This is a genomic window from Clostridium zhoujianii (assembly GCF_051590805.1).
Lineage (GTDB): Bacteria > Bacillota > Clostridia > Clostridiales > Clostridiaceae > Clostridium.
This window is the reverse complement of record NZ_JBPUTF010000003.1, coordinates 152,928-177,396: the sequence shown is the minus strand read 5'-3', so window position 1 is coordinate 177,396 and position 24,469 is coordinate 152,928. Positions and strand designations below refer to the sequence as shown.

Genomic DNA, 24,469 nt, shown 5'->3' with positions numbered 1-24,469 from the left:
ATAATTTAAAATATATCTATATAATTATATTTGTTAAAATAAATTCAATCTTTCTATTTTTATCAAAAATTTTTTAATTAATTTTTTCTATTAAAGTGCTTTTATCCTACTAATAATACATAAAATATAAAAAAGACATGGGTAACACTTATAATGTTACTCATATCTTTTCTATTTTACATAACCCTATTTGTCAGCTGATAAGAATTCATGTATTCCTAATGCTGCTTTTTTACCAGCTCCCATTGCTAATATAACAGTAGCAGCTCCAGTTACAGCATCTCCACCAGCAAATACTCCTTCTCTCGAAGTAACTCCAGTATCCTCTGATGCAACTATACATTTTCTCTTATTAATTTCTAATCCCTTTGTTGTAGATGATATTAACGGATTAGGTGATGTTCCCAATGACATTATTACAGTATCTACATCTAATATAAATTCAGACCCTTCAACTTCTACAGGTCTTCTTCTACCAGATTCATCTGGTTCACCAAGGTCCATCTTGACACACTTCATTCCTGTTACCCATCCCTTTTCATTTGCAATAATTTCTATTGGGTTGGTAAGGGTGTCAAAAATAATTCCTTCTTCTTTAGCATGATGAACCTCTTCTGCTCTTGCTGGAAGCTCTGCCTCACCTCTTCTATATACTATGTGGACTTCTGCCCCTAGTCTTAAAGCAGTTCTTGCTGCATCCATAGCAACATTTCCCCCACCTACAACTGCAACCTTTTCTCCTGTTCTAATTGGAGTAGAGTATCCATCTTTAAATGCCTTCATTAAGTTATTTCTTGTTAAGAATTCATTAGCTGAACAAACACCATTTGAATTTTCTCCTGGTATACCCATAAATCTTGGAAGACCTGCACCTGAACCTATAAATACGGCTTCAAATCCATCATTTTCAAATAACTCATCTATTGTTATAGTTCTACCGATTATAACATTAGTTTCTATTTTAACTCCCAACTTCTTAACATTATCTATTTCACTCTTAACTACTGTATCTTTAGGTAATCTGAATTCAGGAATTCCATATACTAAAACTCCACCTGCTTCATGTAATGCTTCAAATATAGTAACTTCATATCCTAACTTTGCTAAATCTCCTGCACAAGTTAATCCTGCAGGGCCACTACCTATAACTGCTACCTTCTTACCATTCTTCGGAAGGGTTTCTGATAAATCAACATTATTCTCTCTAGACCAGTCTGCAACAAATCTCTCAAGCTTACCTATTGCAACTGCATCGCCTTTTATTCCAAGTATACAATCACCTTCACATTGGCTTTCTTGTGGGCAAACTCTACCACATACTGCTGGTAATGCTGATGATCTTGCTATAACCTTGGCAGCTTCTTCAAAATCACCTTTCTTCACAGCTTGAATGAATTTTGGTATTTCTATGCTTACTGGACATTGCTTAACACATCTAGGATTTTTGCACCCTAAACATCTTGATGCTTCTTCAATTGCTTCTTCAGCAGTATAACCTAAACAAACCTCTTTAAAGTTCTTAGCCCTTACCTCTGGAGCTTGTTCTGATACTGGTATCCTATTCATATTAGCCATTATTCATCACCTCCGCATTGTCCACATCCGCCATGGTGTGTATCTCCCTCTTGAACCTTTAATGTAGCTCTACCTTCCTCAGTTTTATACATAGCTTGTCTTCTCATTGCTTCATCAAAATTTACTAGGTGTCCATCAAATTCAGGACCATCTACGCATGCAAATTTAACTTCTCCACCTACAGATATTCTACATGCTCCACACATACCTGTCCCATCTACCATAATAGGATTCATACTTACTATAGTAGGTATATTTAATTCCTTAGTTAATAATGAAACGAATTTCATCATAATCATTGGCCCAATAGCTACAACTAAATCATATTTCTTTCCTTCATTTTCAACAAGGTCTTTAATTTTATCTGTAACAAGTCCCTTAAATCCTGAAGATCCATCATCTGTAGCTAAATAAAGATTATCAGCTACTTCTGCCATTTCTTCTTTTAATATTGCTATATCTTTACTTCTTGCCCCAACAACAACATCTACCTTAATACCATTTGAAGCTAACCATTTAACTTGCGGATAAACTGGTGCAGTCCCCACTCCACCTGCCACAAATAAAATCTTCTTATTTTTTAATTCCCCTAAATCTTCATGTACAAATTCTGATGGCATACCTAATGGTCCTACGAAATCTTGGAATGAATCTCCTTCTTCATACTTTGCCATTTCCTGTGTTGATGTCCCCAAAGTTTGGAATACTATTGTAACAGTACCCTTATCTACATCATAATCACAAATAGTTAGTGGAATTCTTTCACCTTTTTCATCCATTTTAACAATTACAAATTGTCCTGGATTAGAAGATTTTGCAACTCTCGGTGCTTCTACATCCATTAAGTATATGTTTTCACTCAACAATCTTTTCTTTAATATCTTATACAACTTCCATTCCCCCTATGTTAATGCTTATTTGATATTTTATAGTTTATTATACAGTATAATAATGTATTTTTTCAACTTATATGTTAAATTATACTATCCATTAATTTTCTATCTTTTCAATAAAAGCCACCTAAAATAGGTGGCTTTTAAACAAGGAGTTTTTACTTATATATAAGGGTTAATTTAAGCTTGGTAGTCGTAGAATCCTTTACCAGTTTTTCTACCTAACCATCCAGCTCTAACATACTTTCTTAGAAGACTTGAAGCTCTGTATTTATTGTCTCCTGTTTCATTATAAAGAACATCCATAATAGCAACACAAACGTCTAATCCAATTAAATCTCCTAAAGCAAGAGGTCCCATTGGGTGGTTTGCACCATATTTCATAGAAGCATCTATATCCTCAACTGAGGCAATTCCTTCTTGAAGGATAAATGTAGCTTCGTTTATCATTGGGATAAGTATTCTATTAACTACAAACCCTGGAGCTTCTGCAACTTCTACAGGATTCTTTCCAATAGCTTCTGATAATGCTTTAACAGTATCATAAGTTTCTTGAGATGTAGCCATTCCTCTAATAACTTCAACTAACTTCATTACTGGAGCTGGGTTAAAGAAATGCATTCCTATAACCTTATCTGCTCTTTTTGTAGCTGAAGCAACTTCTGTTATTGATAAAGAAGAAGTATTTGATGCTAATATTGTTGATTCCTTACAAATAGAATCTAATTCAGCAAATATTTCTTTCTTAATCTTCATGTTTTCAATAGCAGCCTCTACTACTAAATCACAATCTGCAGCTAAATTCATATCAGTTGTTCCTGAAATTCTAGATAATATTTCTTCTTTAACTTCTTCAGTCATCTTTCCTTTAGCAACTTGTCTAGAAAGTCCTTTATTTATTCCTGCTATTCCTCTTTCAACGAATTCTTCTTTAATATCTCTAACGATAACTTCATATCCCTTTTGTGCAAATGCTTGAACTATTCCAGCACCCATTGTTCCAGCACCAAGTACGAAAATCTTTTCCATGATATTTCCTCCTAAATAAACTATTATTTTACCTCTAAACTATTCAGCGTTTTTTACCTCTTTAAACTGTTGAATTAATTCTGGTACAACTTTACAAAGGTCACCAACTATTGCATAATCAGCAATTTTCATTATAGGTGCTGATTCATCTTTATTAACTGCAATAATCATATCTGCATCTTGCATACCAGCAACGTGTTGGATAGCCCCTGAAATACCACAAGCAATATATATTTGTGGTCTTACAGTCTTACCAGTTTGTCCAACTTGATAAGCTCCATCAATCCATCCATTTTCAACTGCTGCTCTTGATCCAGCAACTGATCCTTCTAAAACGTCAGCTAATTCTTCAAGTAGCTTGAAGTTTTCTTTAGTTCCTACTCCTCTACCACCTGATACTATGAAATCTGCTTCTGCTATATCAACTATATCTTTCTTAGCCTTAACAGTTTCTAAAACCTTAGTTCTTAAATCCTTCTCTCCTAATTTAACCTCAACCTTTTCTATGTTGCAGTTAGCTCCATCAGTATTAACCTTAGCAAATACTCCTGGTCTTACAGTAGCCATTTGAGGTCTATGATCTGGACATGCTATTGTAGCCATTAAGTTACCACCAAAAGCTGGTCTTGTAGCTAATAGATCCCCATTTTCAACTTCAACATCAATTGAAGTACAATCAGCAGTTAATCCTGTAGATAATCTAGCTGCTATTCTTGGTCCCAAATCTCTTCCTATGAAAGTAGCTCCAACAAATAGTATTCCTGGCTTTCTTTCATTTGCTAAATCACAAATAACCTTTGTGTAAGCATCAGTTGTATAATACTCTAAATCTTTATGATCTGCAACTAACACTTCATCAGCACCATGTTCTGCTAATGTTTTTGATAGTCCCTCTATATTATTACCTAATAATAAAGCTGTTAACTTTACTCCTAATTTATCTGCAACTCTTCTACCTTCCCCAAGTAGTTCTAAAGATACTTTTTGTAATTCGCCTTCTCTTTGTTCAGCAAAGACCCAAACGCCTTTGTAATCTGCTATATTCATAATAAATTACCCTCCTATTATCTTAGATGTAGTGTTTTTCTTGTAATTTTCCTACAACATAATATGCTGCGTTTTTAGGTGATTCCTTTATTAGTTCTCCAGCTCCCTTAACTTCCTTAGTCATTGACTTCTTAACCTTTGTAGGTGAACCTTTAAGACCTAATTCAGCTTTATCTACATCTATGTCATCTGCAGTCATAACCTTTATTTGATCATCGCAAGTAGCAAATATATTAGCTACATGCATATATCTAGCTTCATTTAATTCTTCGATTGCAGTTAATAGACATGGAGTTTTAACTTCTATTACTTGATGACCATCTTCTAAAGCTCTATCTACTATTAATCTATCTGCCTCAACTTTAACCTTTTGAACATAAGTTACTTGAGGGATATCTAAGTGTTCAGCTATTTCTGGCCCAACTTGTGCAGTATCTCCATCTATAGCTTGTCTTCCCGCAAATACTATATCGTAATCTAGCTTTGCTATTACTCCTGCTAATGCTTTTGAAGTAGCTAAAGTATCAGCTCCTCCAAGGCATCTATCTGTTAATAGGATAGCTTCATCAGCTCCCATACATAATGCTTCTCTTAATGCAGCCTTAGCCATTGGAAGACCCATGCTTACAACAGTTACCTTAGCACCGTTATTTTCTTTTAATTGTAATGCTGCTTCTAAAGCATGCTTATCCTCAGGATTTATAATTGATGGAACACCATCTCTTATTAATGTACCTGTCTTAGGATCTATCTTTACAGCTGTAGTATCTGGAACTTGTTTTATACAAACTACTATATTCATTATAAAAGCCTCCTATCTTAAAATGCTTCCCGCAATAACCATCTTTTGAACTTCTGAAGTTCCTTCATAGATTTCTGTTATCTTGGCATCTCTCATCATTCTTTCTACTGGGTATTCCTTAGTGTAACCATATCCACCAAAGATTTGAACTGCCTTAGTAGTTACTTCCATAGCAACATCTGCAGCAAATAGCTTAGCTCTTGCAGCATCAAGTGAGTATGGCTTACCTTCTTGCTTTAAACATGCAGCTTTGTATACTAAGTGCTTAGCCGCTTGAATCTTAACGTCCATTTCAGCAATATACCATTGTAGTCCTTGGAATGCTGAAAGTGATCTACCAAATTGCTTTCTTTCTTTCATATAATTAACAGCTTCTTCAAATGCGCCTTCTGCAATTCCTAATGCTTGAGCAGCGATACCAATTCTACCACCATCAAGAGTCTTCATTGCAATACCAAATCCCTTACCTTCTTTACCAATTAGGTTTTCCTTTGGTACTATACAGTTTTCCATAACTAATTCAGTAGTTGAAGATGCTCTAATTCCCATCTTATCCTCATGCTTACCTACTGAGAATCCAGGGAATGACTTTTCTACGATGAATGCAGAAATACCCCTAGTTCCTTGGCTCTTATCTGTCATAGCAAATATTATGAAAGTCTCAGCAACTCCACCATTTGTTATGAATATCTTTGAACCATTTAATATATAATTATCTCCATCTAATACTGCAGTTGTTTGTTGTCCAGCAGCATCTGTTCCAGCACCTGGCTCAGTTAAACCAAAAGCACCTAACTTTTTACCTGTACAAAGATCAGCTAAATACTTTTCTTTTTGAGCTGGAGTACCATGTTCGTTTATTACAGATGCACATAATGATGTATGTGCTGAAAGGATAACTCCTGTTGTTCCACAAACCTTTGATAATTCTTCTACAGCAATTATGTATGAAAGAACATCTCCGCCTGCCCCACCGTTTTCTTTAGCGAAAGGTATTCCAAGCATTCCTAGCTTGGCCATTTTTTCTACATTTTCCATTGGGAATCTTTCTGTTTCATCGATTTCTGCAGCTATTGGCTTAACTTCATTTACTGCGAATTCTCTAACCATTTGTTGTACTAATTCTTGTTCTCTAGTTAATTGGAAATTCATTTAATTTAACCCTCCTTATATTTCAAAAAAACAATTTATTTGTTTTGGAAGTTCTTTTCTGCTCTTCTTTCTAAGAAAGCTGTCATTCCTTCAGTTTGATCTTCTGAACTAAAGCATTTTCCAAAGTCTTCTGCTTCAATTACAATTGCTTTATCTATATCTACTTGCATTCCTCTATTAATTGCATCTTTACATAACTTAACTGCTATTGGAGCATTAGCTATTATTGCCGAAGCCATAGCTTTTGCTTCTTCCATAAGGTTTTCTAAAGGTACAACTTTATTTACTAAACCTATTCTCAAAGCTTCATCAGCCTTAACCATAGCACATGTATATATCATTTCTTTAGCCTTACCTAAGCCTACTATTCTTGGTAATCTTTGAGTACCACCAAAACCTGGAGTTATTCCAAGTCCTGCTTCTGGTTGAGCAAATTTAGCTTTTTCTGAAGCAATTCTTATATCACATGCCATTGCTAATTCACAACCACCACCAAGAGCGAATCCTGATATTGCAGCTATTACTGGCTTGCTTAAGTTTTCAAGTCTTCTAAATACATTATTTCCAAGTATTCCAAAAGCCTTTCCCTCTTCTTCGTTTAGATCCTTCATTTCAGCTATATCAGCACCTGCTACAAAAGATTTTTCTCCTGCCCCAGTTAAAATTACAGCATAAATGTTGTTATCCTCTTCTAAATTTGCAATGACTGTGTCAAGGTCTTTTAAAGTTTCTGAATTTAGAGCGTTTAATGCCTTTGGTCTATTGATAGTTACAATAGCTAAGTGATCTTCTTTTTCAAGAATTACGTTCTTTAATTCCATGCCTTTTGTCCTCCTTATTTATATCCTTATTTTGCTTACTGCTTTATTTACAAACTATCCTTTATTATTCAATATAATCCAGATAGGACTTGTATTTTTTATGAAAACTTAATATTTATTTCATCAAAATTGTTAATATTATAACAAAGTTAGATAAAAAAATAATTGAAGTTTTCCACTTCAATTATAATTATAAGTCCTTATTTAGTTTTTGGCAACATATAAATTGTGATTTTATGTTAATTTTATAAGCATTATACAGGGTATATATGCTAATTTTCTTCTTCATTTGTATGTAGTTGATAAATTAATGTCATTAAACTTTCGCTTAAGTGTACATTTTCAACCTTAACATCTTCTGGCACTGATAAGTCAACCGGTGCAAAGTTCCATATTCCTTTTACCCCACCTTGAACCATTTCATCACATACCTTCTGTGCATTTATCTTAGGCACACAGATTATTCCTATATCAATTTTATGTTCCTTTAGGAATAATCTTAAAGTATCTATCTCTTTGATTTCTATATCTCTAATTTTAATCCCTACAAGTTTTGGGTTTGCATCAAAAATTCCTGATAGCTCAAATCCAAGCTTTTCAAAATTATAGTTAGCAATTGCTTGCCCTATGTTTCCGGCTCCAACTATAATTGTACTGTACTCTTTATCTAATCCAAGTATTGTACTAATTTGACTATATAAATCTCTTATATTATACCCATATCCCTGTTGACCGAAGTCTCCAAAGCAATTTAAATCTTGACGTATTTGAGATGCTGTAAATCCAATCTTCTCTCCAAGCTCCTTAGAAGAAATTCTATCTACATCATTTTTCATTAATTCTTTAAGATATCTATGATATTTAGGCAATCTCTTAATAACAGCCATAGAAATATTCTTCTTCTTTTCCATACTGTATCTTCTCCTCTTTTCTTCTAGTCTTTTTAGCAAAGTTGTTTTGTTAATAATTACATAAAAATGTATCTATTATTATATTAACATAAATCTTTATTGTTAATCTATTATTTTCTTCAAATAATATTTATTCTAAAATAATTATAAATTTCTACATTAATTACTCTTTATCATTTCTTACACATTAAAAAGATGCTCTATTAATATTTTAATTCCTATAATTATAAGAATAGCTCCCCCTAAAATCTCAGCCTTAGTTCTGAATAACTTTCCTAAAACATCCCCTATGTATACTGCTATTATGCTTAAAATAAATGTTGTAATGCCTATAACTAACACACTTGATACTATATTAACATTTAAGAATGCAAAGCTCACACCAACAGCAAGTGCATCAATACTTGTTGCGATAGCTAAAATTACAAACCTTTTATTACAACACTCCTTCTCCTCTTCATCATCACCACCGCATTTAATTGCTTCTATAAGCATCTTACCGCCTACAATACTTAATAAAATGAAAGCTATCCAATGATCCACCTTTTGTATATAATCACTAAATCTTATCCCAAGGGCCCATCCTATAAAAGGCATTAATCCTTGGAATCCTCCAAAATAAAATGCAGACTTTAACGCCATCTTAAATTTATCAGCCTTTTTAGTATTCATTCCAATTGTCAATGCTACTGCAAATGCATCCATAGATAGTCCAAGTCCAATAAGGAAAATTGATATTATGTTCATAGTATCCCTCCAAATATCATATATAGTTTGGTCAATTTATTGCCTTAATAAACAATAATGCAATAAAAAAAGTAAGACCTATGTATAACGTAATCCTACCCGTTATACATAAGTCTCACAATTTAATATAAAGCCAGATGAAACCTCATCAGTATGTTGACTTTATCACAGCACATAGTCCTGCATGCTACTCCCTTATGTTTGAAAACACAATATATTCCATTATTATATCCTTTTTATATAGTTGGAGTCAATAAGCTTGAGCTATTTAGTAAATGATTTTTTATCCCTAATAATATATAATATCTATTATTAGGATCTATAAGGAGGTATTTGTGGAAATAATTAAATTTATCCAACAATTTTCTAATGAATTTTTAGATGTATTTTTCACTATAGTAACCTACAGTGGTGCACAAACACTAGGGATATTTGTATCTATAATTCTCTTTTGGTGTTATGATAAAAAACTTGGATATAGATTTTTATATGGGGTTATATTCTCTTTTTCTTTAAACAATTCTATTAAAGGATTTTTTAATTCACCTCGCCCTATTGGTGTGGAAGGAATTATTAGTTCACATGTCAGTACTGCAACTGGGTCCTCCTTCCCTTCTGGTCACTCCCAGGGAAACGCAACATCTTTTACTTTACTTATGAGTAAATTTAAAAATAAATGGCTTTGGACCTTTGGAATACTAATGATTATTTTGGTACCACTATCAAGGCTCTATTTTGGTGTTCACTGGCCAATTGATGTTTTTGTAGGAACTTTATTAGGTATTATATCTGTGATTATTTCAAATAAAATATTTAATACCTATTTAAACAAAGGTATTTTTATACTAATTATATCCCTAGTTGCTTTCCTATCTATTGGATTATTATTCCCTAGTAATGATTTATATAAGGCTATTGGATCTTTTTCTGCTTTAGTACTAGGAATTTATATAGAAGATGAATTTATAGGTTATAATCCTAATGGATCTAAATCTAACAATATTAAAAAGATCTTTATCGGTTTAACTGGTGCCTTAATTATCTATTTTATCTTCTCTATATTTAATAGCTCATTACTAATTTCATTTGTAAAATATTTTGCTATAACTTTATATGCTATAGTTTTAGCTCCTCTTATTTTTATAAGGCTAAAACTAAATAGATAAATATCATTTAATCTCTATAAAAAAGAACAGTTATTCTAATATATATTAAAATAACTGTTCTAGACCCTATAAAGTCCTATCTAACTTATTTAGATTTAAGTGCTCTCATTGAATTTAGTACAGCAAGTAAAGTAACACCTACATCTGCAAATACACCTTCCCACATATTAGCAAGTCCTATTGCACTTAATATAAGTACAAAACATTTTACTCCTAATGAGAAAATTATATTTTGCCATAAAATTTTATTTGTTTTTCTACCAATGGTAACTGCTTCGGCTAAAGCTGATGGAGTATCCCTCATCAGTACAACGTCTGCTGCCTCAATAGCTGCATCTGATCCAATTCCACCCATAGCAACACCTATATCTGCTCTAGCTAAAACTGGTGCATCATTTATTCCATCTCCAACAAATGCAAGTTTTCCTTTTATAGACTTTTCTTTTAATAATTCTTCAACTTTATCAACTTTATCTGTTGGTAATAATTCAGAATATACTTCATCTAAACCTAACTCTTTAGCTACCTTATCTGCAACCTTCTTATTATCACCAGTAAGCATTACTGTCTTTTTTACACCTATTCTTTTTAATTCCTGTATTGCCCTCTTTGAATCTTCTTTTATTTCATCTGCTATTACAATATATCCTTTGTAATCTCCATCTACTACAACGTGAACTATAGTTCCTATTTCATCACTTGAAATATATTTAATATTGTAAGCATCCATTAATTTATAATTTCCTAATAGAACTTCTTTGCCTTCAATTCCTACCTTTATACCATTACCAGATATCTCTTCGTAGTTTGATACTAGTGATTTATCTATTTCCTTATCATAAGCTTTTAATATTGATTGAGCAATTGGATGGTTTGATAAACTTTCACCTAATGCTGCAATCCTTAATAGCTCATCTTTACCTATTCCTACTTCATTAATCTTAACAACTTTAAATACGCCTTTAGTTAATGTACCTGTCTTATCAAATACAACTGTTTCAACATCCTTTAAGCTTTCTAAATAATTTCCGCCTTTAACAAGAATCCCTTTATTAGATGCTCCTCCTATTCCAGCGAACAATCCTAATGGAATTGAAACTACCAATGCACATGGACACGATACTACTAAGAAAATTAATGCTCTATAAACCCAATCTGAGAAGGTTGCATCTGCTATAAATAATGGTGGAATTACTGCTAATGCTAAAGCTGAAAATACAACTACTGGAGTATAGTATCTTGAAAACTTAGTAATAAACTTTTCAGTTGGTGCTTTCTTACTACTAGCATTCTGAACTAATTCTAATATTCTAGCAACAGTTGATTCTCCAAATTCCTTAGTTACTTTAACTTTAATTACGCCTGTTAAATTTATTGCTCCAGCTAATATCTCTTCATTTTCTTTAACAGTCCTTGGTAAAGATTCTCCTGTTAGAGCTGAAGTATCTAATGAACTTCTACCTTCAATAACAATACCATCTAATGGTATTCTTTCCCCTGCCTTTATTAAAATAATATCATCAATACCTACTTCCTCTGGTATTACTTTTTTCTCATTACCATCCACTAATAAATTAGCGTATTCTGCCCTTATATCCATTAAGGATGATATGGACTTTCTTGATTTATTTACTGCATAACTTTGGAATAACTCACCGATCTCATAGAATATCATTACAGCTACTGCTTCTGGATATTCTCCAATAGCAAAGGCACCTAAAGTTGCCACAGTCATAAGAAAGTTTTCATCGAACACTTGTCCTCTCGCTATATTTCTACAGGCACTTAATACAACCTTTCCACCTACTAGTATATAACTTACTATAAATAATATTAAGGCTACACTACCTTCTTCACCCATTATCATAGCAACTATATATATAGCCAATCCAATAAATAAACTTATATTATCCTTTAACTTAAATGATCCTCCATGATCGTGATCATGCCCTGTCCCTTCATCATGTTCATGATGGTCATTATGCTCATGATGATCATGACCATCGCACTTACCTGAAGCACATACATTTTTAGAAGTTTTCTTTATATTTGACTTATACTCTTGCACTTCAACTTCCGGTTCTAAAGCTTTAACTATTTTTGTTGCCTTATCTTTTATATCAGCAACTAATACATTATCTTTTGTATTTATAATCAGTAATCCTAATGAAAAATTTACTACTGCTTCTTCTACTTCCTCTAGTGAATTTACTTTGCTTTCAATCTTATTTGCACAGTTTGCACAATCCAGACCTTTTAAAAATAATTTTATTTCTTTATTATTGCTCATATAGAATCCCCTCCTATTCAGTGATGTGTCTTAATCCTTCATCAAAAATATGCTTAATATGCTCATCATCTAATGAATAGTATATAACCTTCCCATCTCTTCTATACCTTACAAGTCTTGCTGCTTTTAAAGTTCTTAATTGGTGGGATATAGCTGATTGAGATACACTTAGTAGTGCTGCTAGATCACATACACACATTTCAGATTCAAACAATGCACAGATTATTTTAATTCTAGTTGAATCACCAAAGACTTTAAAAAACTCTGCTAAATCATATAGGGTTTCATCTTCCGGTAATTTATCTTTTACTCTCATAACCACATCATCATGAATTATATTACAATTACACTTTTCAACCTTATTATCTAAACTCATTCTCTTCCTCCCATCATCATATGAGCATTTGTTCATATGATACTTTTATTATATGTATATAGTATAATTTTGTCAATAAAAAATAAAAATAAAAATAAAAAAAAGCTTATCTAAAAATAAATCTAGATAAACTTCTATATTTCTTTTATATATTCACTATGAACATATTGCAGTAATAATAAAACTATTGTAACAATAATCTCTAAACGAATCCTTATTTTTCCTTGAACAAACAGTAAAATAGAAATAAAGCATATTGCCCAAAAAATTATAATTAATTTACCTACCTTTTTAAACATTTATTCCTCTCAGCACCCTCCATAGTTATCTATTTTACTAATTATACCATTTTATTCATTATTTGTATTTTTTATTCGTAACAGAAATTTTCCTCATTTATGATTTTTTTTTACATTTTAAACTGATTTTTAACAAAAGAAAACAGAAGAACTAACTTGCTCTTCTGTTTTCTACATATTCATTAATAAGAATTTGATTCATCAGTGAATTAATAATACTATTGCAAACATAATAAGAATAGTTTAAATCACTTTTATAACTTTTTTCTATTTCGTACTTACTTCTGTTTTTTTCTATAAATTCCCTAACTTCATCCATATTCAGTTTTGTATCAATATAGTCAATAACTTTATATGTCTTAGCTATCCTTGCTAATTTATTTTCATAGTGTACATGCTTTTTCATAGAGTTTTTAAACTCCCACCTTTGATTGTGTGGCATACAAAAGTAGTCACATAAAAAATGACATACTACTCCAAGCTCTTCACTAAATTTACCTTTTCCATAATCAAAATAAATATCCCTTACTGATAAACTAGATAAAAAATTTATTTTATCTATTATCATGTCTATACTTTCTTCATAATAATGCTTTTTGAATTTATATTTTGAAGCACAATCCGGCTTTATATTACCCCATATAAATCTTTTTTTGTTAATTAAATACAGTTTTTTACCATTTGCATGTTTCAAAATATTAGTTGCCAATATCTTATGTGTACTAATAAGCAATACTCAACACATCCTCTAATATTTTTTTCGCATCTAATTAATAGTATATATCAAATTGTTTTAAATATGTATGGTAATTTTTGCAGTATCTTCGATAATATTAGTATAAAAATATAGCACTCACTAAGTAAAAATAGTGAATGCCATATTTCTAGTTCAAGATTATTATAGAATTATATATACTTATTATATTCTTCTTCCTTACTCAAGTTATTTAATAGATGCTTTATTTCCTGATCTCTACCTCTATCCATCACAAGAATTACATCACCAGCATCCACAACTACTAAGTCCTTCACACCTAAACCTATAATTAAGTTTTTCCCTCCAAATATAGAACAATTCTCACATTCTTCTAGGTATACATTTTTTGAAACACTATTATTTCTATAATTCCCTAAAAATCTACTTAAGGCAGAGAAGCTTCCTATATCATCCCAGGGAAAATCACATTTTAAAACAAATGCCTTTCTAGTTTTCTGCATTACTCCAAAATCCACTGATATTCCATCTATAAGATTATATTGCTCTTTTATTACTTGCTCTTCATCATCTTCACCTAAGTGTTTATATATCTCCATTAAGGCCTTATGCATATTAGGTAAATATTTTTCTATTTCCCTAAGTATAACATCTGCTCTAAAGACAAAAATACCAGAATTCCATAGATAGGTTCCCTTTAATAAAAAGTCCTTAGCCACCTCAGTATTTGGCTTTTCTGTGAATCTAGCAACTTTATAAGTGGATATATTACCACTAACTCTTTCACCCATTTGTATATATCCATAACCAGTCTCAGGTCGTGTTGGCTCTATACCTAAGGTTACTATCCCACGTCTTCTATTTGCTAGATCAACTGCTTGCTGTAAAGTTTCTAAATAGCTTTTTTCACCTTCTATATAATGATCAGATGGAAGTACTATCATAACTGCATCTCCATCTTTCTTCAATAGCTTAACTGCTGATAAACCTATACATGTAGCAGTTTCTTTATTACTTGGCTCTGTAAAAATATTTTCTTTATCTATATCCTTTAGTTCTTCTCTGATTTTATCCTCATAATCTTTATTAGTTACAATATAAATATTTTCCTTATTTACTAATGGTGTCACACGTTCAACTGTATTAACTAAAAAGCTCTTATTATTTATTATTTTTAAAAACTGCTTTGGTTGATCGGATCTTGATAGAGGATATAACCTACTTCCCTTCCCCCCAGCTAGAATCAGCCCGTATATCACGAAATTTCAACTCCATGTAATGTTATATTATATTATATGATGTTAATATTACTTTGTGCTTTTTACTAATCTTCTATTTATCTACTATAATATACTTATTTTTTTAGTCTATTGACATCTTATTACTTTGCATTTATGATTTAATTATAAGTAAATAAATTTCTTTCTATTAAAAGGGAGTAGTTTAAAATATAACATCAACAATCGCGGTTTTTTAAACCTGGTGTTATGTGCCTGTATGGTTACCAGACTTTTAATATAATTTTCTTTTATCGAAAATTATATTAAAAGTCTTTTTTTATTTCAAATTGGAGGGAGAATGTATTATGGACAAGTTTTTTGCTAAGTCATCCCAAGATGTACTTAAAAACTTCAATGTAGACAAAAATGGTTTATCAGACGCTCAATTAAAAAGTGCCATTGAAACCTATGGCTACAATGAGCTAACGGAAAAGAAGAAAAAGAGCATTTTTGTTGTTTTTCTTGAACAATTCAAGGATTTATTAGTAGGTATTTTAATTGTTGCTGCTATTATTTCAATGGCAACAGGTGAGGTAGAAAGTACAATAGTTATTTTCGCAGTAATTATTATGAATGCTATTTTAGGTACTGTTCAACATGTAAAAGCTGAACAATCACTTAATAGTTTAAAGGCTCTTTCAGCACCTAATGCTAAAGTTATTAGAAATGGTATTAAACAAGAAATACCATCAAGAGAGGTTGTTCCTGGTGATATTGTTTTACTTGAAGCTGGGGATTTAGTTGTTGCTGATGGTAGAGTTATTGAAAATTATTCACTACAAGTTAATGAAAGTGCTTTAACTGGTGAATCAGAAAGTGTTAATAAATTTGAAGATGTTATTACCAAAGAAGAAGTTGCTCTTGGAGACCAAAAGAACATGGTCTTCTCAAGTTCACTTGTTACTTATGGACGTGCCTTAATTATTGTAACTGGTACAGGTATGAATACTGAACTAGGTAAGATAGCTACTTTAATGGAACAAACTAAGGAGAAAAAGACTCCTCTCCAAATCACATTAGATGATTTTAGTAAGAAGCTTGCAATGATTATATTAGTTATTTGTCTTCTTGTATTTGGATTAAGTGTTTATAGACAAACTCCTATATTAGACTCATTAATGTTTGCTGTTGCCCTAGCTGTTGCTGCTATTCCAGAAGCACTAAGCTCTATAGTTACAATTGTACTAGCTTTAGGCACACAAAAAATGGCTAAAGAAAATGCAATTATCAAAAAAATCAAAGCTGTTGAAGGTTTAGGTTGTGTTTCAATAATATGTTCTGATAAAACAGGAACATTAACTCAAAATAAAATGACAACAAAGCAAATTTTTGTTGATAATAAATTAATTGAATCTGAAGAAATTGACTTAAATAACCCAATTCATACTTCTATTATGAGAGCAGCCATCTTATGTAATGACTCTACTTGTCACGAAGGAAAAGAGATTGGTGACCCAACAGAAGTTGCACTTGTTAACTTAGGACTTAAACATTCTTTATGTGAAAGTGATCTTAGAAATACTTATAAGAGACTTAAGGAAATTCCTTTTGATTCTGACAGAAAATTAATGAGTACATTACACTTTATTGATAATAAATACATTATGTATACTAAAGGAGCTTTTGATGTTTTATTAAACCGTATTACTCACATAAAAACAGCTGAAGGCTTAAAAGAGATTACTGAAAAAGATAAAGAAAAGATAATTGATACTAATAGATATCTTTCTGAGAATGGACTAAGAGTACTTGCTTTTACTTATAAGGAATTAAATGAAGAAAAAGATATCAATTTAGAAGATGAATATAATTATGTATTTATAGGCTTAGTTTCAATGATAGATCCACCAAGAGTGGAGTCTGCTGATGCTGTTAGAGATTGTATCATGGCTGGTATAAAGCCAATTATGATTACAGGTGATCATAAGATCACTGCCTCTGCCATAGCTAAACAAATTGGCATATTATCAGATGGAGATATGGCAGTTGAAGGTTTAGAGTTAGATAAAATGTCTGAAGAAGAATTATCAGAAAAGCTTCCTCATATTTCTGTTTATGCTAGAGTTTCCCCAGAGCATAAAATACGTATAGTAAATGCTTGGCAAGATAAAGGAAAGATTGTTGCAATGACTGGTGATGGTGTTAATGACGCCCCTGCTCTTAAGCAAGCAGATATAGGAATTGCAATGGGTATTACAGGAACTGAAGTATCTAAGGATGCTGCATCTATGATTCTTACAGATGATAACTTTGCTACTATTGTTAAATCTATTACAAATGGTAGAAACGTATATGCAAATATTAAGAATTCAATTAAGTTCTTATTATCAGGTAATATGTCAGGTATTCTTGCAGTATTATATGCTTCTATAATGGCTTTACCAGTACCATTTGCTCCAGTACATTTACTATTTATAAACTTATTAACAGATAGTCTTCCTGCTATAGCAATTGGTATGGAAAAATCAAGTAAAGACTTATTAAAGGATAAGCCTAGAGATAGTAAAGAATCTATATTAACAAAAGACTTCATGATTGAGGTTGGTATTGAAGGTTTATTAATTGGTTTATTTACAATAATAGCTTTCCACATTGGTTTATCTAACGGAAATCCTGGTGTTGCAAGTACTATGGCCTTCTCTACATTATGCCTAGGAAGATTGTTCCACGGATTCAACTGTAGAGGTAGAAAGTCAATGTTTAGTCTTGGAGTATTTACTAACAAATACAGTTGGTATGCTTTTGGAGCTGGATTAGTATTCTTAAATGCAGTACTATTTGTGCCACCATTACAAAACTTATTCCAAGTAGCATCATTAAATGGAGCATTAGTTGCTGCAATATACGTGCTAGCATTCCTACCAACATTAATAATTCAAGTTTATAAAGTCTTCACAAAAGATATGGAAAAAGAGGAATCTCAAGAAAATATTAATGAAACTTATAAATTATAAAATCACATAAAATTAAACCCAATGCTAAAAACATAGCATTGGGTTTAATTATTATAACTTAACTATTTATAAAATGATAAACAGCACCTATCATTCCCGCATCATTTTTATGTTTACATGGTTCTATTTTAGCTGAAACATCTTTCCACCATGGAATTAAATTTAGTGCCTCTTCTAATTCCTCAATAAATTCACTTCTTACACTAACTCCTCCGCCAATAAGTATCTTTTCTGGATTTAACGTAGCTGATAAATTATATATTCCAAGGGCAATGTTACTGTACCACCATTTTATTATTTCCTTTACTTTTGTATCCTTCTTAGCTTCCTCAAAAACTACAGTTCCTTCCACTAACTCTTCTGATTCTATACCTTTATACTCCATATATCTTACTACTAATGATCTAGTAGATGCATTATTACTAAGTATTTCTTTATTTTTATAGTCTGCTCCTAATCCATTGCATACCATAAAACCAAACTCTCCTGCTTGGAAGGCATTACCTCTAACTAGTTTATTATTTAAAAATATTCCTCCACCTATTCCTGTACCTATGGACATACATATAAAATCTGAGCATTCAGTTGCATTTCCATTAAACTTTTCAGCTAATGCAACACACTTACCATCATTTTCAACTGATGCTTTCAAGCCAGTTTTCTCTTCTAAAATTGATGTTATACTCTTTCCTTCAATACAATTAATAGCATAACAAACAGTTGGAATTCCTTTTTTAGAATCAATAAAGCCAGGCATACTAATAGCTATTCCTTCAACTTCATTCTTATACTTTAATGAAACTTCAACTATACCTGATAAAAATTCTTCCTCAGAGTTTACCATAGTATCAAAAGAATTCTTTTCTAAGATTTCTCCTAATTCATTAAGTATTCCCCATTTTATTTTTGTACCACCAATATCAAAAGATAAATATTTCTTCATATAATTCTCCCCATTACTTCATAATTTTTTTTAATAATTTAATTCTATTTTTATAAGGAGGAAATCTGAATGGAAATTCCATAAAAGTTCCCCGTTTTAAAACTGACTTTCTATGACTAAAGGTATCAAAACTTGCTTTTCCATGATATTCTCCAATTCCACTATTACCCACTCCACCAAAGGGTAGGTGAGACGATGCCACATGAATTATGGTATCATTTATTGTAACTCCACCAGAAGTACTTTCTTTTAATACCTTCTCCACTTTTTCATCATCTTCTGAGAAATAATATAATGCTAATGGCTTTTCTCCACTATTTATCTTACATAAAACTTCATCTAAATTTCTAAATTCATATATAGGTAATATAGGCCCAAATATCTCTTCTTCCTCTATTCTACTTCCCTCTTTAATATTGATAAGTAAGGTTGGAGAGATATAGCGCCCTTCCTTTATAATTTCTCCTCCATAGTATACATCCCCATCCTTAATATAGGATGATATCCTGTCAATTTCTCTTTCGCTTATTATCCTCGGAAAATCACTAGACTCTATATGATTTACACCAAACTGTATTTTTATTTCTTTAACCATTTCTGATAATAATTTTTCTTTTATATCACTATGTACATACATATAATCTGGAGCAACACAAGTTTGACCTGCATTTAAAAATTTACCCCAAACAATTCTTTTAGCACTTTTTTTAATATCTGCATCCTTATCCACAATGCATGGGCTTTTCCCACCTAACTCTAATGTAATTGGGGTTAACCTTTTTGCTGCCATTTCCATTACGATCTTGCCAACCTTTACACTACCAGTAAAGAATATATAATCAAAATCTAAATCCAATAATTCTGATACTAATTCTTTACCACCAGAAGGCTCAACTACTTTCAAGAAGGATTCTTCAAAATTACTATTTATAATTTTCTCTAATATCCTAGATGTCTCTATTGAATGTTCAGATGGCTTAATAATGGCACAGTTCCCAGCTGATATTGCTCCTATCAATGGAGATATAACTAATTGAAATGGATAATTAAAAGGTCCAATTATAAGAGCCACTCCATAAGGTTCTTTATATATGTAGCTTTTACTTGGATAATATATAATAGATGACTTAACCCTCTCTCTTCTTGCCCATTTCCTGACATTTTTAACAGCTAAATTTATCTCTTCATATACGATACCAAGTTCTGTAGCATATCCTTCAAAATGTGATTTACCTAAATCCTTATTTAAGGCCTCTAGTATTTCATCTTCATTCTCTTTCAGTATTCTTTTTAACTTTCTTAAATTATTTATTCTAAAATCTATACTTAATGTTGAATTTCCTTTGAAGTATGTTTTCTGACTCTGTAGAATTTCTTTCATCCCCATAATATTTTATACCTTTCACTGTTTCTATTTATCTACAATTTTACCATAGCGATAAGAATTTTTAAACAAAGTTACTGGAATTCTAAACTCTACTATACCTGCAACGTAAGGTGCTATTTCATACTGTCCAAAAAATATGACTATATTATCTCCCTCAATATAAAAACTCTGATTATCCTTAATTCCCTTAAATATCTCTCCACCGTCAAAATATTTATCCTTATCAAGAGCTATCTGCCTTCTTACTTCTTTATCAATTATTGCTTTATAATTATAACTCTCATTAAATAAATCCTTAAGACTCAATATATTTCCACTCTTAACTTCTACAGTATAGGGTATCCTTGTAGTAATTCCATGAGCACCTCCAGTGAATTGATAATAGTCTATATACATACTTAGGACATCTTTATCATTATTTGAAACAATATATCTGGATACAGCCTCATATGGGAAACTAGGCTTACTTCCAGGAAGAAAATTCTCATCAGCTATACTTCTAATATCTTTAATCCAATCATTAGTCCATTTCATAATCCTATCATTAAGTTCTTTCTCCTTTTTTTTATCTACTAACCCTTTTACCTCTGGTATTATTACATCAACTTTTAGTATTTCATCCTTTTTTGATATTATTTTATCCACAATTTTTACTTCTTCCTCATTTTTCGACTTATTACTTATTAACATACCATGTGGATAACTCAAATTAAACAAATTAGTTATTAACAGTGTTATTAGCGCTATCTTCCCAAGTCTCATATATACACCTCTCCTTTTTAGACCTTTATTTTCTTTTTATTTAGTATTCTCCCTTATCCATACATTTATCAACATATAAATCAACAGTTTTATAACAACTTATCCACAGGCCCTTGTGGACTATGTGGATTGTATCCATTTTTTACTATATTTTTACTTTCTAATTTGTTTTATTTACCCTATTATGTTAAAATTAATTTATAAAATTAACGACTTCAAGGAGATTTACTATGCCTAAAAATTCTAAAAACAAATTGTCAAATTACATAATTATAGGTCTTATAATTGTACTTATTGCTGTTGTGGCTGTAATTTTTGTAAAAGAACAGTCTTCTAATAAAGCTGATAACAAAGCTCCTCAAGAAGAAATAGCTAATAATAACGAAATAACCAATGAAGAAAGTATTGAAAAAGAGAAAGATAGATTTGAAGGATTAACTCTTGTTAATGATAATCGTGGAGTTCCTGTTCTTTATTATCATTCAGTTGAACCATCTGAAGCAAATGAGGTAATTATCTCACCTGATAAGTTAAGAGAACAACTTCTATTTATAAAGAACTCCGGGTATACTACATTAACAATGGCTGAGCTAAATGACTATATCTTAAATGATAAAGCTATCCCTGAAAAAAGTATTGTGGTTACTTTTGACGATGGTTATATGGATAATTACACCAATGCCTTCCCAATATTAAAGGAGTTAGATATGAAGGCTACAGTATTTGTAATAACTAATGGTATTGATGATGGTTACTACATGTCAAGTGCTCAGCTAAAGGAAATGTCCGACTATGGGTTAGATATAGAAAGTCACACATACAATCATCTACACTTAAATCAATTAACATATGAAAAGCAACTTGAAGAATTAAAAACTTCTAAAGAAAAGCTTGAAGCTATTACAGGTAAAACTGTTATTTCTGTAGCTTATCCTTTTGGAGATTTAAATGAAGACAGTAAAAAAGCTGTAAAGGAAGCTGGATACTCCTTAGCCTTTACAACTGATCTAGGATATGCTGATAAAGATGATGATCCAATAACTCTTGATAGAATATATGTAAGTTCTACCTATACTATGGATCAATTTAAAAATAGACTTATTAATATACAAAAATAAAGTGGAAGCTAAGGTAATTTATAACCTTAGCTTCCACTTATATCTTTATATTTTTTATACATCCCCTATAAAAACCTTACTCTTCTTCATATACCTTATTAGAATCCTTAATTAACTCACCAAGACCTTTTAATTCTTTAACCGTCAAATCTCTCCACTGACCAATTTTTAAATCACCAAGCTTAATATTCATTATCCTAATTCTCTTAAGCTTGACAACTTCAAAACCTATTTCCTCACACATTCTTCTTATTTGTCTATTCATCCCTTGAGTTAATATAATCCTAAATGTACAAGGTCCTTCTTGTTTTACATAACACTCTTTAGTTACAGTACCTAATATTCTAACTCCAGATGACATCTTTCTTATAAACTCGTCATCTATAGGCCTATTCACCGTTACAATATACTCTTTTTCATGATTATTTCCAGCCCTTAGAATTTTATTTACAATATCACCATCATTAGTTAGTAAGATTAATCCTTGTGAGTCTTTATCTAATCTTCCAATGTGAAATATTCTCTTACTATGTCCAACAAAATCAACAATATTCCCTTTAACTTTTTTATCTGTTGTACAAGTAATTCCTACTGGCTTATTTAAGGCAATATAAACTAATTCATCAACCTTTGAAATTAATTTTCCATCTACCTTGACTACTTGACCTTCAGAGACCTTCATGCCCATAGTCGCCTTAACACCATCTATTGTAACTCTACCTGCCTCAACAAGCCTATCCGCTTCTCTCCTTGAGCATATTCCTGTTTCACTAATATATTTATTTAATCTTATTTCTTCCCCTCTATCACTATGTACTATTATATTATTGTTTACTTTTTTCTTCATTCTTATCTTCCTTTTGCTTTTCTGTACTTTCGTATAACTTATGCTGTTGACCAACATTATTTATTAACACCTTTATATTTTCTTCCACAATATAATCCCCAGTTTCTTTAAGAATACCATACTTTAAAGCTTCACCATTTATAGTTACTACTATACCATCCTGTGGGACCATATCATTCTTCTTGGCATATTCTACGCACTTCTTTAGTACCTTATCTATATCTTCATCCATAGGTTCAGCATAATTTAACATATCCCTACCTTTCTCCGATGGAGAATTTGAATATATTACCTTATTAAATCTATTAAGTTCTAATTTAACTTGTGATGATGTTTGTATAACTACAGTTCTAACGACTTTTGTATATTCCTTATAAACTCCAAAGGCAGTAAAAATTATCAAGACAGCAGCAATAGCAATTTGTAACTTGTAGTGTCTTATACCTTTCTTCTCCCCAGCCTCCAACTCTTTTCCAACTTCTGTATCATTACTCTTAACCTTTATAAATTCACCTGCACTAGTAAGTATTATAGTACTCCTTCTATTTGCTTTTAATACTATACCTCTATAAATATCCCCTGTATTACTCCTAGGTTGAGTAATTTCATTAGTATTATCCTTAAATTCAACCCTTAAATAATCTTGGATATATTTATAATTTGGATTAGATAAAATTAATACATAGGTAATTATATAATCTTGCCATATTTCCAAAAAGGCCCTGGAGATTTTTGTTTTTCTTGCTATAAAAGCTATAGGTAGCTCTCTTCTTTTTTGTATTCTATCAAATATATCCACATCATCTTTTATATAATAGGCTATATTCAATATTAAATTTCTATCTTTATAATTTGGAAAATGTCCAACTAAATCCTTTAATAAAATCTTGTATAAAAAAAGTTCTTTAACCATAATTGATATTTGTTTCTCTCTTAGTCTTCTAGCATTTTCACTAACATCTAATATGGCCGGTGTGCTAGAGAAAATATATCTATTCTTTTGAAATTCTCCCACCTAAATCATCCTTTCTTTATCTTAATATGACATACATCGCCATATTAACAAATAATTAATCTTAACATACATTGTATTATATCATATAAAAACCTTTACATGTTTCGTATATATCTAATGTTCTTCAAATATATTTTAATAAGAGTATTATTATTGAAAGAGAGGTCTATTATGAAAAAAAATCTTGTTTATGTAGATTTCATCTTTACCCGTAAAAGAATTAATTATATCAATTACTATTTCCTATATTTTTTCAGCTCATTTAGTAAGCAGTTTAGAAGATTATTTAATTCTAATAATAAGACTAATGAAGTAAACTCCCTAGTAAAAAAGGTTCAAT

At 31.2% G+C, this 24,469-nt stretch carries 22 protein-coding genes; 3 read left to right on the top strand and 19 right to left on the bottom strand.

Annotated elements, in window-relative coordinates; genetic code table 11:
* Nucleotides 1-186: 186 nt before the first annotated feature.
* The 9 genes from gltA to ACSYT2_RS15585 all read right to left on the bottom strand — a co-directional run bounded on the left by gltA (nt 187) and on the right by ACSYT2_RS15585 (nt 8,977).
* Nucleotides 187-1,575, bottom strand: a complete 1,389-nt coding sequence (gltA, locus tag ACSYT2_RS15625; RefSeq protein ID WP_438385140.1) for an NADPH-dependent glutamate synthase — start codon at nt 1,573-1,575, stop codon at nt 187-189.
* Complete coding sequence (locus ACSYT2_RS15620; RefSeq protein WP_438385139.1) at nt 1,575-2,465, bottom strand: sulfide/dihydroorotate dehydrogenase-like FAD/NAD-binding protein; 891 nt, start codon at nt 2,463-2,465, stop codon at nt 1,575-1,577. The genes gltA and ACSYT2_RS15620 overlap by 1 nt, the downstream gene beginning before the upstream one ends.
* Nucleotides 2,466-2,648: 183 nt before the next feature.
* On the bottom strand, nt 2,649-3,497 hold the full coding sequence (locus tag ACSYT2_RS15615) for a 3-hydroxybutyryl-CoA dehydrogenase (protein ID WP_430857643.1): 849 nt from the start codon (nt 3,495-3,497) through the stop codon (nt 2,649-2,651).
* A 39-nt stretch (nt 3,498-3,536) separates the two neighbouring features.
* A complete protein-coding gene (locus ACSYT2_RS15610; RefSeq protein ID WP_430857644.1) occupies nt 3,537-4,544 on the bottom strand; it encodes an electron transfer flavoprotein subunit alpha/FixB family protein in 1,008 nt (335 codons plus the stop codon).
* Nucleotides 4,545-4,566: 22 nt separating this feature from the next.
* Nucleotides 4,567-5,346 carry an electron transfer flavoprotein subunit beta/FixA family protein gene (locus tag ACSYT2_RS15605; protein WP_430857645.1) on the bottom strand — a complete coding sequence of 260 codons (780 nt, stop codon included), beginning with the start codon at nt 5,344-5,346 and terminating at the stop codon, nt 4,567-4,569.
* A gap of 12 nt (nt 5,347-5,358) precedes the next feature.
* A complete protein-coding gene (locus tag ACSYT2_RS15600; RefSeq protein ID WP_430857646.1) occupies nt 5,359-6,498 on the bottom strand; it encodes an acyl-CoA dehydrogenase in 1,140 nt (379 codons plus the stop codon).
* A 35-nt stretch (nt 6,499-6,533) separates the two neighbouring features.
* Complete coding sequence (locus ACSYT2_RS15595) at nt 6,534-7,319, bottom strand: short-chain-enoyl-CoA hydratase (RefSeq protein WP_438385138.1); 786 nt, start codon at nt 7,317-7,319, stop codon at nt 6,534-6,536.
* Nucleotides 7,320-7,591: 272 nt separating this feature from the next.
* On the bottom strand, nt 7,592-8,230 hold the full coding sequence (locus ACSYT2_RS15590) for a redox-sensing transcriptional repressor Rex (protein ID WP_430857648.1): 639 nt from the start codon (nt 8,228-8,230) through the stop codon (nt 7,592-7,594).
* 180 nt (nt 8,231-8,410) lie between these two features.
* Nucleotides 8,411-8,977: a manganese efflux pump MntP gene (locus ACSYT2_RS15585; RefSeq protein WP_430857649.1), complete on the bottom strand. Its 567-nt coding sequence runs from the start codon at nt 8,975-8,977 to the stop codon at nt 8,411-8,413.
* 335 nt (nt 8,978-9,312) lie between these two features.
* Here ACSYT2_RS15585 and ACSYT2_RS15580 point away from each other — a divergent pair, with 335 nt between their 5' ends.
* The gene (locus ACSYT2_RS15580; protein WP_430857650.1) at nt 9,313-10,143 is read left to right on the top strand and encodes a phosphatase PAP2 family protein; all 831 of its coding nucleotides are present in this window, start codon (nt 9,313-9,315) and stop codon (nt 10,141-10,143) included.
* Nucleotides 10,144-10,228: 85 nt separating this feature from the next.
* On the opposite strand, the gene ACSYT2_RS15575 is transcribed toward ACSYT2_RS15580, so the two are convergent.
* From ACSYT2_RS15575 to ACSYT2_RS15555, 5 genes are all read right to left on the bottom strand, one after another.
* Nucleotides 10,229-12,433: a heavy metal translocating P-type ATPase gene (locus tag ACSYT2_RS15575; protein ID WP_430857651.1), complete on the bottom strand. Its 2,205-nt coding sequence runs from the start codon at nt 12,431-12,433 to the stop codon at nt 10,229-10,231.
* A 13-nt stretch (nt 12,434-12,446) separates the two neighbouring features.
* The gene (locus tag ACSYT2_RS15570) at nt 12,447-12,809 is read right to left on the bottom strand and encodes an ArsR/SmtB family transcription factor (RefSeq protein WP_430857652.1); all 363 of its coding nucleotides are present in this window, start codon (nt 12,807-12,809) and stop codon (nt 12,447-12,449) included.
* Between the two features lie 134 nt (nt 12,810-12,943).
* A complete protein-coding gene (locus tag ACSYT2_RS15565; RefSeq protein ID WP_430857653.1) occupies nt 12,944-13,108 on the bottom strand; it encodes a hypothetical protein in 165 nt (54 codons plus the stop codon).
* Between the two features lie 151 nt (nt 13,109-13,259).
* On the bottom strand, nt 13,260-13,817 hold the full coding sequence (locus ACSYT2_RS15560; RefSeq protein ID WP_438385137.1) for a zinc dependent phospholipase C family protein: 558 nt from the start codon (nt 13,815-13,817) through the stop codon (nt 13,260-13,262).
* Nucleotides 13,818-14,014: 197 nt separating this feature from the next.
* Nucleotides 14,015-15,082, bottom strand: coding sequence for a mannose-1-phosphate guanylyltransferase (locus tag ACSYT2_RS15555; protein ID WP_430857655.1), 1,068 nt, complete (start codon nt 15,080-15,082; stop codon nt 14,015-14,017).
* Nucleotides 15,083-15,408: 326 nt separating this feature from the next.
* Here ACSYT2_RS15555 and ACSYT2_RS15550 point away from each other — a divergent pair, with 326 nt between their 5' ends.
* Complete coding sequence (locus ACSYT2_RS15550) at nt 15,409-18,057, top strand: cation-translocating P-type ATPase (RefSeq protein WP_430857656.1); 2,649 nt, start codon at nt 15,409-15,411, stop codon at nt 18,055-18,057.
* A gap of 58 nt (nt 18,058-18,115) precedes the next feature.
* Here the strand turns inward: ACSYT2_RS15550 and ACSYT2_RS15545 are convergent, their stop codons facing one another.
* The 3 genes from ACSYT2_RS15545 to ACSYT2_RS15535 are packed head-to-tail and all read right to left on the bottom strand — an operon-like array spanning nt 18,116 to nt 21,149.
* Nucleotides 18,116-19,000 (bottom strand): ROK family protein, encoded by an 885-nt coding sequence (locus ACSYT2_RS15545; RefSeq protein ID WP_430857657.1) that lies wholly within the window; start codon nt 18,998-19,000, stop codon nt 18,116-18,118.
* A 13-nt stretch (nt 19,001-19,013) separates the two neighbouring features.
* A complete protein-coding gene (locus tag ACSYT2_RS15540; protein ID WP_430857811.1) occupies nt 19,014-20,390 on the bottom strand; it encodes an aldehyde dehydrogenase in 1,377 nt (458 codons plus the stop codon).
* 21 nt (nt 20,391-20,411) lie between these two features.
* The gene (locus tag ACSYT2_RS15535) at nt 20,412-21,149 is read right to left on the bottom strand and encodes a DUF3298 and DUF4163 domain-containing protein (protein ID WP_438385136.1); all 738 of its coding nucleotides are present in this window, start codon (nt 21,147-21,149) and stop codon (nt 20,412-20,414) included.
* 230 nt (nt 21,150-21,379) lie between these two features.
* On the opposite strand from ACSYT2_RS15535, the gene ACSYT2_RS15530 reads away from it, so the two are divergent.
* The gene (locus tag ACSYT2_RS15530; RefSeq protein WP_430857659.1) at nt 21,380-22,267 is read left to right on the top strand and encodes a polysaccharide deacetylase family protein; all 888 of its coding nucleotides are present in this window, start codon (nt 21,380-21,382) and stop codon (nt 22,265-22,267) included.
* Nucleotides 22,268-22,343: 76 nt separating this feature from the next.
* Here ACSYT2_RS15530 and rluF read toward each other — a convergent pair whose 3' ends face one another.
* Entirely contained in the window at nt 22,344-23,114 is a 771-nt protein-coding gene (gene rluF / locus ACSYT2_RS15525; protein WP_438385135.1) for a 23S rRNA pseudouridine(2604) synthase RluF, read from the bottom strand.
* Nucleotides 23,092-24,129: an anti-sigma factor domain-containing protein gene (locus tag ACSYT2_RS15520; protein WP_430857661.1), complete on the bottom strand. Its 1,038-nt coding sequence runs from the start codon at nt 24,127-24,129 to the stop codon at nt 23,092-23,094. The genes rluF and ACSYT2_RS15520 overlap by 23 nt, the downstream gene beginning before the upstream one ends.
* Nucleotides 24,130-24,469 lie beyond the last annotated feature (340 nt).

Excerpts from the sequence above, each read along its gene's own strand:
- ACSYT2_RS15550 (WP_430857656.1), top strand. The coding sequence starts at position 15,409 with ATGGACAAGTTTTTTGCTAAGTCATCCCAAGATGTACTTAAAAACTTC.
- ACSYT2_RS15565 (WP_430857653.1), bottom strand. The coding sequence starts at position 13,108 with ATGTTTAAAAAGGTAGGTAAATTAATTATAATTTTTTGGGCAATATGC.
- ACSYT2_RS15600 (WP_430857646.1), bottom strand. The coding sequence starts at position 6,498 with ATGAATTTCCAATTAACTAGAGAACAAGAATTAGTACAACAAATGGTT.
- ACSYT2_RS15530 (WP_430857659.1), top strand. The coding sequence starts at position 21,380 with ATGCCTAAAAATTCTAAAAACAAATTGTCAAATTACATAATTATAGGT.
- ACSYT2_RS15570 (WP_430857652.1), bottom strand. The coding sequence starts at position 12,809 with ATGAGTTTAGATAATAAGGTTGAAAAGTGTAATTGTAATATAATTCAT.
- ACSYT2_RS15585 (WP_430857649.1), bottom strand. The coding sequence starts at position 8,977 with ATGAACATAATATCAATTTTCCTTATTGGACTTGGACTATCTATGGAT.
- rluF (WP_438385135.1), bottom strand. The coding sequence starts at position 23,114 with ATGAAGAAAAAAGTAAACAATAATATAATAGTACATAGTGATAGAGGG.
- ACSYT2_RS15610 (WP_430857644.1), bottom strand. The coding sequence starts at position 4,544 with ATGAATATAGCAGATTACAAAGGCGTTTGGGTCTTTGCTGAACAAAGA.
- ACSYT2_RS15590 (WP_430857648.1), bottom strand. The coding sequence starts at position 8,230 with ATGGAAAAGAAGAAGAATATTTCTATGGCTGTTATTAAGAGATTGCCT.
- ACSYT2_RS15575 (WP_430857651.1), bottom strand. The coding sequence starts at position 12,433 with ATGAGCAATAATAAAGAAATAAAATTATTTTTAAAAGGTCTGGATTGT.
- gltA (WP_438385140.1), bottom strand. The coding sequence starts at position 1,575 with ATGGCTAATATGAATAGGATACCAGTATCAGAACAAGCTCCAGAGGTA.
- ACSYT2_RS15605 (WP_430857645.1), bottom strand. The coding sequence starts at position 5,346 with ATGAATATAGTAGTTTGTATAAAACAAGTTCCAGATACTACAGCTGTA.
- ACSYT2_RS15595 (WP_438385138.1), bottom strand. The coding sequence starts at position 7,319 with ATGGAATTAAAGAACGTAATTCTTGAAAAAGAAGATCACTTAGCTATT.
- ACSYT2_RS15535 (WP_438385136.1), bottom strand. The coding sequence starts at position 21,149 with ATGAGACTTGGGAAGATAGCGCTAATAACACTGTTAATAACTAATTTG.
- ACSYT2_RS15545 (WP_430857657.1), bottom strand. The coding sequence starts at position 19,000 with ATGAAGAAATATTTATCTTTTGATATTGGTGGTACAAAAATAAAATGG.
- ACSYT2_RS15615 (WP_430857643.1), bottom strand. The coding sequence starts at position 3,497 with ATGGAAAAGATTTTCGTACTTGGTGCTGGAACAATGGGTGCTGGAATA.